The 9744-nt window shown below is 44.7% G+C and carries 8 protein-coding genes; 3 read left to right on the top strand and 5 right to left on the bottom strand.

The window, feature by feature from the left end:
- Both FCR06_RS18660 and FCR06_RS18655 read left to right on the top strand, forming a co-directional pair.
- A partial coding sequence (locus tag FCR06_RS18660; protein ID WP_138502311.1) for a radical SAM protein occupies positions 1–606 on the top strand: 606 nt, incomplete at its 5' end.
- Positions 607–1218: 612 nt separating this feature from the next.
- Positions 1219–1608: a PLP-dependent transferase gene (locus FCR06_RS18655; protein ID WP_189523484.1), complete on the top strand. Its 390-nt coding sequence runs from the start codon at positions 1219–1221 to the stop codon at positions 1606–1608.
- A 554-nt stretch (positions 1609–2162) separates the two neighbouring features.
- On the opposite strand, the gene FCR06_RS18650 is transcribed toward FCR06_RS18655, so the two are convergent.
- The 4 genes from FCR06_RS18650 to FCR06_RS18635 all read right to left on the bottom strand — a co-directional run bounded on the left by FCR06_RS18650 (position 2163) and on the right by FCR06_RS18635 (position 7296).
- Positions 2163–3287 carry an ATP-binding protein gene (locus FCR06_RS18650; protein WP_223280193.1) on the bottom strand — a complete coding sequence of 375 codons (1125 nt, stop codon included), beginning with the start codon at positions 3285–3287 and terminating at the stop codon, positions 2163–2165.
- Positions 3288–3508: 221 nt separating this feature from the next.
- Positions 3509–3799 (bottom strand): hypothetical protein, encoded by a 291-nt coding sequence (locus FCR06_RS18645; RefSeq protein ID WP_189523483.1) that lies wholly within the window; start codon positions 3797–3799, stop codon positions 3509–3511.
- 374 nt (positions 3800–4173) lie between these two features.
- Positions 4174–5817 carry an acetolactate synthase large subunit gene (locus FCR06_RS18640; RefSeq protein ID WP_138502307.1) on the bottom strand — a complete coding sequence of 548 codons (1644 nt, stop codon included), beginning with the start codon at positions 5815–5817 and terminating at the stop codon, positions 4174–4176.
- A gap of 111 nt (positions 5818–5928) precedes the next feature.
- Positions 5929–7296 (bottom strand): NAD-dependent succinate-semialdehyde dehydrogenase, encoded by a 1368-nt coding sequence (locus FCR06_RS18635; RefSeq protein WP_138502305.1) that lies wholly within the window; start codon positions 7294–7296, stop codon positions 5929–5931.
- Positions 7297–7488: 192 nt separating this feature from the next.
- Between FCR06_RS18635 and FCR06_RS34295 the strand changes: the two genes are divergently transcribed.
- Positions 7489–7620 (top strand): hypothetical protein, encoded by a 132-nt coding sequence (locus FCR06_RS34295; protein ID WP_262984684.1) that lies wholly within the window; start codon positions 7489–7491, stop codon positions 7618–7620.
- Positions 7621–7665: 45 nt separating this feature from the next.
- On the opposite strand, the gene FCR06_RS18630 is transcribed toward FCR06_RS34295, so the two are convergent.
- The gene (locus FCR06_RS18630; RefSeq protein ID WP_138502303.1) at positions 7666–9744 is read right to left on the bottom strand and encodes an ATP-binding protein; all 2079 of its coding nucleotides are present in this window, start codon (positions 9742–9744) and stop codon (positions 7666–7668) included.

Here is a 9744-nt window from a genome sequence, read left to right as displayed (position 1 = left end):
GTCCCGATGATGGCCGAGGGCCTGATCCTCCCCTACCTGGACGTCCCGTTCCAGCACGCCCATCCGGACGTGCAGAAGCGCATGAAGCGCCCCGCCAACGGCGAGAAGAACCTCGAGCGCATCCAGCGCTGGCGCGAGATCTGCCCCGAGCTGGTCATCCGCTCGACCTTCATCGCCGGCTTCCCCGGCGAGACCGAGGCCGAGTTCCAGTACCTGCTGGACTTCATGCGCGAAGCCCAGATCGACCGCGCCGGCTGCTTCGCCTACTCGCCCATCGAGGGCGCGCCGGCCAACGCGCTGGAAGGCGCGCTGCCCGACGAGGTCCGCGAGGAACGTCGCGCCCGCTTCATGGCCGTGGCCGAGGAAGTCTCCATCGCCAAGCTGCAGCGCCGCATCGGCGCGACSATGCAGGTGCTGGTSGAYTCMGCGCCSGCGCTGGGCCGCAAGGGYGGCGTGGGMCGCWCCTACGCSGACGCSCCCGAGATCGACGGCACCGTKCGSCTGCTGCCGCCGGAGAAGRYCAGCAAGMMGCTSMRSGTGGGSGAGTTCACSCGCGCSCGCATCGTSGGCGCCGAGGGKCACGACCTGATCGCGCTGCCGATCTGATCGACCGTGGCGGCGTCGGGACCCTGAGACGCTGCGGCCGCAGGGGTCAGTACGATCGTCTCGGCGCGCGCAAACCTCTTGGGCTTCGTCAACGCCATCAGCTGACCGCAGAGGTCGCGGAAGGTGACTGTCTGCTCAAGCGGGCAACCGGAGGCAGACAGCAGGAAGTCGTCGCGCAGAACGCGCTGCGCGGCGGCGATGTCGCGCCAGCCGCGCGGCTCGATCCGCAGTGAGATCGACGGCGCACCCTGAATGCACTCCACCACGTGCGCCAGCAGCCCCTCATCCAGCGCCCGTCCATGGCGCCGTTTGTCGTCGAGCTCCGCGAGCAGTCGGCACAGGGCGTTGCCGTTCAGTTGCTGACCGGGGCGACGCTGGCTCCAGTCCGGGTAGTCCCGGTGCCACGGCTGAGCGGCGGCCTTGTCCGGACAGACGTCGTGGACCTCGTAGGTCCCCAGCAGACGAAGGAAGCTGGGATCTTGCGGCGAGGGGCATGGATTCGGACGCATGTTCGAACGTGGAGAAGTCCAAGGGCATGGTCAGTGGTTGCCGAACGCCAATCGTGTTGATGTTCGAGAATCAGCATCTCTCCAAAGACCTCCGAGGACTCCCGTGACCCAGCGCGGCATCGCCACCGACCTGATCCATCACCCCTTCCACGCCCCGGAGGGCTGGGACGCCGTGCCCGTGCCGGTGATGAAGGCCTCGACGGTGCTGTTCAAGAGCACCGCCGAGCTGCACGCGCCCCGTCCGCGCGACGGCATCAGCTACCGCTACGGCCTGCCCGGCACGCCCACGACCTACACGCTGGCCGCGCGCATCGCGACGCTGGAGCACGCCGAACGTCACGCCTCCCACCACGCCTMCCGCCACGCCTCCCGCCACGCCTCCCGCCACGCCTCCCGTCACGCCTCCCGCCACGCCTCTCGCCACGCCGAACGCCACACGAAAAGCTATATTTGCGATTGGTTCACCCAATGCCCACAGCACCAAGCCCAATAATAAGTTAGCCAGGATAGGTAAGATAAAGTATCCCTGGATGAACAGCCGCCACAGAGCAAGGTTCCGCCATCGCTCTTGTCTCAACAAGATAATTAGAGAGGAGTCAGAGTCTAAAGCAGGGTCAATACGCTCAAGGTGGTTACGCCAAGCTGAAGGGCGGAAGACAAGCCAGAAAAGCAATTGCAGACTACCGAGTATTAAGTTGGGGTGCTGCTGGGGTGCATCAGTATACGCGTTGGGGGGTAGTTGTGGTGAGGTCAACGTTTTTGCACTCCTTATTTAATACTGTGTGTCATTGCGATTGCTTCGCTCCACTTTGTTCCGCTCACAATGACAGAGTATGTCATTGCGAATGTAGCGCTAGCGGAATAAAGCAATCGCAAAGGCTCAGATTGCTATGCTTTACCTGGGTGCGATCGCAATGAATATCTAACAATTATCATTCCAAGACTTTCCAATCCTCTATGGGTACAGTAGGCTCAAATCAAGAATCAAGGTTGCGTTTTAAGTTAACTTTGTTTCAGTTCGGTGTGCTTTCATGGTTACTCTGCCAATTATGAATCTAATAAATGAGTAAATGATTTGATTTGTCGTAAACCTTCCTGACGCCAATTATCATCATTTTCTCCTTCTTCTAAGTTAAATAATCTTTCTCCACACAGGATTTGCAACAACAGTGGCCAGCAGCGACTTTCTGTCAAAATCCACTTTACATCTTCGTCAGTGAAGGGAATGGGCGAACTTGCTATCAATTCTCGCGCTTCTCTCTCAGTTAATGCTTCCAGATATGCGGTGTAGCCGAAAATATTGAAAAATGGTGAACTATGTCCTGTATTGTGCGCTAGTTCAATTGGTGATTCAGGGGTACTTAAGACAAACGCGAGATTTCCGCCTGTGTGGTTAGTCGCCAAAGACCGCAAACTCTCCCAAAAGCCATCATCTAATTCTCGACAGCGTTGCAACCCAACGCCAATCTCATCTAATAAAATGACTGTGGGAGAATGCAAATTATCGCTGACTAAATTCATAAAACTATCTAAATCGCAAGGTGTCGGCACTTGCATCTTCAGTGATTCTAGGATGTACTTTAGCAGTCCTTCTCGGCTTTGCATTCGTGCGTCTTGCAAGTCTACGAAAATCCAACAATAATTTTCTGGATGCGGTAGCCAGTCAGATTTTTGCTCAGGACGCAGCTGTTCAGCTGGGGTGGTGGTGATATTTTTTAGGTAGTGCAGCAGGGATGTTTTACCAGTACGCTTTTTACCGATAATGGCGGCGTTTTGCAGGGGATGGCGTTTGAGTAAGTTGAAGAGGCGTTTTAATTCTTTTTCGCGTCCGAAAAAGTAACGCGGCTGGGTGATGGGTGCGCCAGTGATGAAGGGTGGTGCTTCCCCGTTAGTTGGCTGAGGTTTAGGCGGAGAAATTTTAACTTTGTTTTCTGATATTTGGGTTTGTAAAGCTAATTGCAATGCTGCTTCAATTTGATTAAGTTCAGCTTCCAGATTTTCTAATTTATCTTTTTCTTGTTTCAACTCCTGTTCTAGTTGAAACTGATTTGTAGTCCCATTTTCAATTACCAGCCTTTGCCTTATCTGTTTGACTTTTTCATGCTGGATATTCCAGGCTTGTTGAAGTCCGTCTCGTTTCTTCTCTAATCTAATTTGTTGTTCTATACTCAAGGTTCGAGGTAATTGAGGTTTTGGTTATTTGTATACAATTTCTCACTAATCTAGCCCCAATTTTTGCGTAAGTTCTACAAAATTGAGATAGTCAACAGGTTTGCCAGTGAGAAAGCTTTTGACTATGGATACAGAAAGCTTGATGTAAGTAGCTAAGGACTCCTGGCTAAAATAGCCATTGCATCCAAGTGCTGACTTGACTTGATTAATATACGTAAAAATCAGTAAGGAGTTAGAATCAATAATTTATAAGTTATTGTAAACGAGTCTTTGATACTCGCCGATGAGTCTTTGATACTCGTGAATGAGTCTTTGATACTCGCTGACAAGTCTTTGATACTCGCCGATGAGTCTTTAATACTCGCTGACGAGTCTTTGATACTCGTGAATGAGTCTTTGATACTCGCTGACGAGTCTTTGATACTCGCCGATGAGTCTTTAATACTCGCTGACGAGTCTTTGATACTCGTGAATGAGTCTTTGATACTCGCTGACGAGTCTTTGAGGCTCATAGTTTTTTTAGCGAACTGCAAAGAACGCATAGACACGTTCGCGGAGCGTTCCCACAGGGTAGGATGCTAAGAAGGAGAAGAAATAGATTTAAGTAGATAGATAGATATAAATAAATATTAGGATAGTTTGTCATTGCGTTTAGCCTTGGCGTTCCCGTAGGGTACGAAGTGAAGCAATCTCAGTGTTTGCGATTGCTACCCTGCGGGAAGGCTTCGCCTACACTCCACTGCGTTACGTTCGCAATGACATTTTATATTTAATTTCTTACAGCTACTTATAAATTAAGCTCAGAAAAACGGTGCTTTAGCCAAAGACTAAAACTCTTGTACAGACGCGATTAATCGCGTCTGTACGATTTATCGCGTCTGTACTCTTAAAGCCTACAACTCAACTCGCCGGCTTTTTGACTGAAGCGCCAGTTTTCCCGATAATCTACGGGACAATCTATCACGGCAGGCACATTTTGAGCGAGGGCTTCTTTAAGTACCGGAATCAAATCTAGAGTTGATTCAACTCGGTAGCCTTTTAAACCCATGCTTTCGGCTAATTTGACAAAATCAGGATTGCTAAAATGCACAAAGGATGAGTTTCCTTTGCCAAATTGATTTTCTTGTTTCCACTCAATTAATCCATAGCCACCGTCATTGAAAATTATGGTGACAAAGGGCGTACCAGCACGCAAGGCTGTTTCTAATTCTTGGCAATTCATCATAAAGCCGCCATCGCCTGTTACAGCTACGACTTTGCGGTTGGGATGAACGAGTTTTGCTGCTAAAGCGCCAGGAATGGCAATACCCATAGCTGCGAAGCCGTTGGAAATTATGCAAGTATTAGGGCTATGGCAATGATAATGACGCGCCATCCACATTTTATGTGCGCCAACATCAGAAATGACGATATCATCTGGCCCCATCACTTGCCGCAAATCATAAATTAACTTTTGCGGCTTAATTGGAAATTCGTCATCATGGGCATACTGTTCGTAATCAGCGCGAATATCTGACCTTAAACTGATAGCAAAGGGATCGGGTTTACCTTGTCGGTCTGCCAATTTTAAAATTTCATTCAGGGAATCAGAAATATCTCCCACTACTTCAGCGGTGGGAATGTAACTACTATCAATCTCTGCTGGATTTAACCCAACATGAACAATGGGAATTTCACCATTACGATTCCATTTCTTCGGGGAAAACTCAATCAAATCATAGCCGATCGCAATTACTAAATCTGTGTTATCAAAACCACAAGTAATAAAATCTCTTTGCTGTAATCCCACTGACCACAAAGCTAATTGATGTGTGTAGGGAATCACACCTTTACCCATAAAAGTATTGGCAACAGGTATATTCAGCAAGGTAGCAAATTGCGTGACTACATCACTTGCATGAGCGCGAATTGCCCCATTTCCGACTAAAATTAATGGGTTAACTGCTTGGCAAATTGCGGCTGCTGCGGCCCGAATGCTAGCAAAAGATGCATAGGTTTTTTCGCTATTATCTTTACGCAAAGGTTTGCCTTCCACGGGCATGGCAGCAATATTTTCTGGTAAATCAATGTGAACTGCACCAGGTTTTTCTGATTGCGATCGCTTAAATGCTTTCCGGACTACTTCTGGTGTAATACTCGGTCGAACAATTTGCTTATTCCATTTAGTAACAGGTGCAAACATTGCCACCAAATCTAAATATTGATGGGATTCAATGTGCATTCTATCTGTTCCCACTTGACCAGTAATCGCCACTAAAGGCGCACCATCAAGGTTCGCGTCTGCTACCCCAGTCATCAAGTTTGTTGCCCCAGGGCCAAGAGTAGAAAGACACACTCCGGCTTTTCCGGTTAAGCGTCCATAGACATCCGCCATGAATGCTGCACCCTGTTCATGACGAGTCGTAATAAACTTAATGGAAGAATGTTTTAGCGCTTCCAAAACGTGCAGGTTTTCTTCACCAGGAAGTCCAAAAATATACTGCACTCCTTCATTTTCTAGGCATTGCACCAATAATTCTGCTGTATTCATTTTATTTTCCGACAACTCTATTAATGAATAAGACTTTTGTTGTTTGTGATTTGTCCTTCGTCATTAGTTATCAGTCATTTTTTTGGCTAATGACCAATGACTAATGACTAATCATTTAATCCAAACAGTTTTAACATTGACAAACTCATGTATACCTTGGATACTCAATTCTCTGCCATATCCAGAACGCTTAATGCCACCGAAGGGCAATCGGGGATCGGATTTAACCATACCGTTGATAAATACGGCACCGGCTTGGATTTCTTCAACTAAGCGATCGCGTTCTTGGTCGTTGGTTGTCCAAGCGCTTGCACCTAAGCCAAAGGGTGAGTCATTAGCGAGTTTAATGGCAGCATCGATATCTGAAACCCGGAATAACAAAGCTACTGGGCCAAAAAATTCTTCTTTTGCAATTGGTGTGTCGGGCGGAATATCTATGATGATGGTTGGCGGATAAAAGTTTCCCGGACGATCCAATAAAGGATGTCCGCCAATCAGGACTTTACCACCGCTTTTTGTCGCAGTTTGTACTTGTTGGTCTAAATCCTGGAGAATCCCAGGAGTTGCGAGTGGCCCTAAATCGGTATCTGGTTGCATGGGATCGCCCACTTTCAGCGCCTCGAATTTATCTAACAACAGTTTTTCAAATTTGTCAGCGATCGCTTCTGCGATAATGAAGCGTTTGGCTGCTATACAAGATTGCCCGTTATTCAACATCCGCGCTGTAGTAGCTGTGACAACTGCTGTCTCTAAATCAGCACTTTCTAACACAATGAAAGGATCGCTTCCTCCCAATTCCAAAACCGTTTTTTTAATTTGTTTGCCAGCTGCGACGGCGAGGGATACGCCTGCTGGTTCGCTTCCTGTCAAGGTGGCGGCTTTTATGCGGTCATCTGCCATTAAGTCGGTAACTTTGGCAGCCCCAATCAATAAAGTTTGAAACACACCTTCTGCAAAACCTGCCCGTCGAATAATTTCTTCAATTGCCAAGGCGCACTGCGGCACATTGGAAGCGTGTTTGAGTAAGCCGACATTTCCCGCCATCAGTGCGGGTGCCACAAAGCGGAAAACTTGCCAGAAGGGGAAATTCCACGGCATCACAGCCAGAATTGCACCTAAGGGTTGGTAGCGAACAAAACTATGATTGGCATCGGTTTTTACTGTAACATCAGCCAAAAAATCAGGGGCGTGTTCGGCGTAATAGCGACAGACACCGACGCATTTTTCGACTTCAGCGATCGCACCTTTCAAAGGCTTACCCATTTCCAGAGTCATCAACTTCGCAAATTCTGCTTTTTCTTGCTCTAGAATGTCAGCAGCTTTTTGTAACCAGTGCGATCGTTGAGAGAAACTAGTCTGGCGATAGTCTGCAAAAGCGCGATCAGCCAAATCGAGTTTAGCGTTAATTTCTACATCCTTGAGTGGCTCAAAGGTTTTAAGCGTCTCCCCAGTGGCAGGATTAATCGTGGCGATAGCCATTACCTGACCTCCCGTTAAAAAATAGCTTTAGGTAGGCTTCCTAGTGTTACACAGATCTATTCTGGAAGCCACCATCCAAATTCTAATCTCTTAGTTAAGAAGCAGCTGCTTAATATTACAATTTTGCAATTATTTGTGAAAAAAAATATACCAATCAATAAGTATTACTATTGGTGATGAGTAGATTAGATTGTGGACTATACTGCATTGGTTGGTAGCGAATTTTATCAGGCACAGGAGAATTGGTTATTTGTTTCTTGCTTGTTATTCCCTGGCGATCGCTTTTGGTTTTGTGTGAGAGATAATGGCGATCAAAGAAAATGATTTAGGTATTTATGAGTGATATGTGTGGGTGGCGATCGTAAATAATTAGTTTTCAAATATTCGTCGAAAAGCAGCTACAGCCTTCCCAAACCATCCCTGCTTAGATGATACTTCATTATTAATTACTGTATTTTCATAATTTTTTATTTCTAAAATTTTCTGTCTAGCTGATTTTAGATTAGGTTCAATTTCTAATATTTTATTATATTGTTCTTTTGCTAGTACGTATTGTTTTTGCATTAATAAATAATGTCCATATTCTGACAATGCATCTAAATATCTTTTCTTAGAAGATTGAGAATCTTCTTGGTAAAGTTGTTTGTGAAGTTCTAAATATTTTTCAAAATTTTTTGCTTGTAAATATTGTTCAGCCAAAGATACTGCTATATTTAAATCATTATGGTTTCTTGCTAAAGCCTGCTCGTAAAGCTCTAATGCTAGATGGTTTTGTCCCTGTTGACACAAATAATTTGCTGCTTCAATCAGGTTCTTAACAATATCCTCTTGTCCATTCTGTATTTGTAATTTTGTTTGTGATTCATGTGTTTTAAAGTTTTGTATTTCAGATTGTAGTGGATGAAATTGTAGCAACCAAAGACGGATTAGTTCTACTTTTACTTTGCGTCCGTTATTAGATAAGTAACGGTTTCCTATAACTCTTTCCCATGCTTCAGATAGCTTTTGTGTGCGATTTAAGCCATTTCTTCTAAGCAAATCTAATGGTTCTTCCGGGAACTTTGTTCCTTCATAAATAGCTATCTTTTGAGCCTCTGCTACAGTTGACATAATGATTCTTTCTTCTAGAGTGAGTATATGCCACAAACTTTGAAAGAATGAATCAGCTTTTTCAATTGCTATTTCTACAATATTTTCTACATCAGCACATTCAATAATCCACTTACTATTTTCTCTTGCTTGTTCAAAAAGAGCAGAGCAAATAACTTGAGTATAGCATGGGTGTCCTGCTGAGAGTTGCATAATTTTGTTTATTGCTTCTTGTTCATATGTCAAAATCTCTTCAGCAGGATTAACAATCATTCGTTTAGCGTTAATATCATCTAGTAATCCAATTTCTTGGATTGATGCATCCTTAAATAGATTCAGTAATTTTGGTAAATCATCAAGGTATCTTTCAATTACTGCAATTACAAATAATTTATCTTGATCCTTTAATATTTTTTTTAAATAAAGGAAAAATTTGTGCTGACTGTCGATATTAATCTCGTTAATATCATTATTGATAAAATCAAATTGATCAATTAGTAATACTATTTTTTTATTTCCTATTATTTCATAGATAATTTGCAAAAAAACTTGAAAAAATAAATTTGTATCTTGTTCTAATTCTGCATTTGTTGGTATTTGTAAGTTATCTACTTCTATGCCAACTTGCTCAGTAATGGCTGTAGCTAAATCATGGATGATATTGCTTAGACTTGACTGAATTTTATCTTGCAGGTCAAATTGAATAAAAATAAACTCATTAGATTTAATAAGATTTGGAATTTGTATGAGTACAGAAGTTTTTCCGATACGTCTTTGACCATGTAATAAGATAGTTTTTACACCTTGGCTCAGATTATCTTGAATAAAATTTAATAAATTTTCACGACCAAAAAATTTGCTGCGTTCACCTTCACGTATTGGACGACCAATAATGTAAGGATTGCGAGCAAATCTAATATCTGATTTTCTCTCCAATTTCTGAGGGACAGAAGTTCCACGCTCATAACTTTCAATAGTTTCTTCCTTGTCAGTTACTACTTGAGTAACGCTAATTTTGCCAAGACTCAGCACCCTAATTGGCACTCCCCAACCATTTACTAAGGTTACCGTAATTTCTCCCTGCATCTCTTCTTGCACGGCTGTCAGCAAAAACTCTGCTGCTCCATAACTCCCGCCAAAGCGATGTAAAACCACAGCCGACTCACCCAAGGGCTGACAACTAAACAACGCCGAAGTATCCAACATACAGTAAATTGGATACTCTTCTTCCTCATAAGGCCACTCATCCTCAGATGATTGCAAGTCTATTGTCATCAGGTAAGTTTTACCCACCTGTGCTTGATGCGGATAGCTAATAATAGGCTGAATAGATAGGGCTAGTTCCTGAGTATTAAACAT

Origin of the sequence: Nostoc sp. PA-18-2419 (genome assembly GCF_005869855.1) — a bacterium.
Taxonomy (GTDB): domain Bacteria; phylum Cyanobacteriota; class Cyanobacteriia; order Cyanobacteriales; family Nostocaceae; genus Nostoc.
This window is presented reverse-complemented; position numbering and strand designations above follow the sequence as displayed.

Coding starts and splice junctions, on each gene's coding strand:
- FCR06_RS18645 (WP_189523483.1), bottom strand. CDS start 3,799: ATGAGCCTCAAAGACTCGTCAGCGAGTATCAAAGACTCATTCACGAGT.
- FCR06_RS18640 (WP_138502307.1), bottom strand. CDS start 5,817: ATGAATACAGCAGAATTATTGGTGCAATGCCTAGAAAATGAAGGAGTG.
- FCR06_RS18635 (WP_138502305.1), bottom strand. CDS start 7,296: ATGGCTATCGCCACGATTAATCCTGCCACTGGGGAGACGCTTAAAACC.
- FCR06_RS18630 (WP_138502303.1), bottom strand. CDS start 9,744: ATGTTTAATACTCAGGAACTAGCCCTATCTATTCAGCCTATTATTAGC.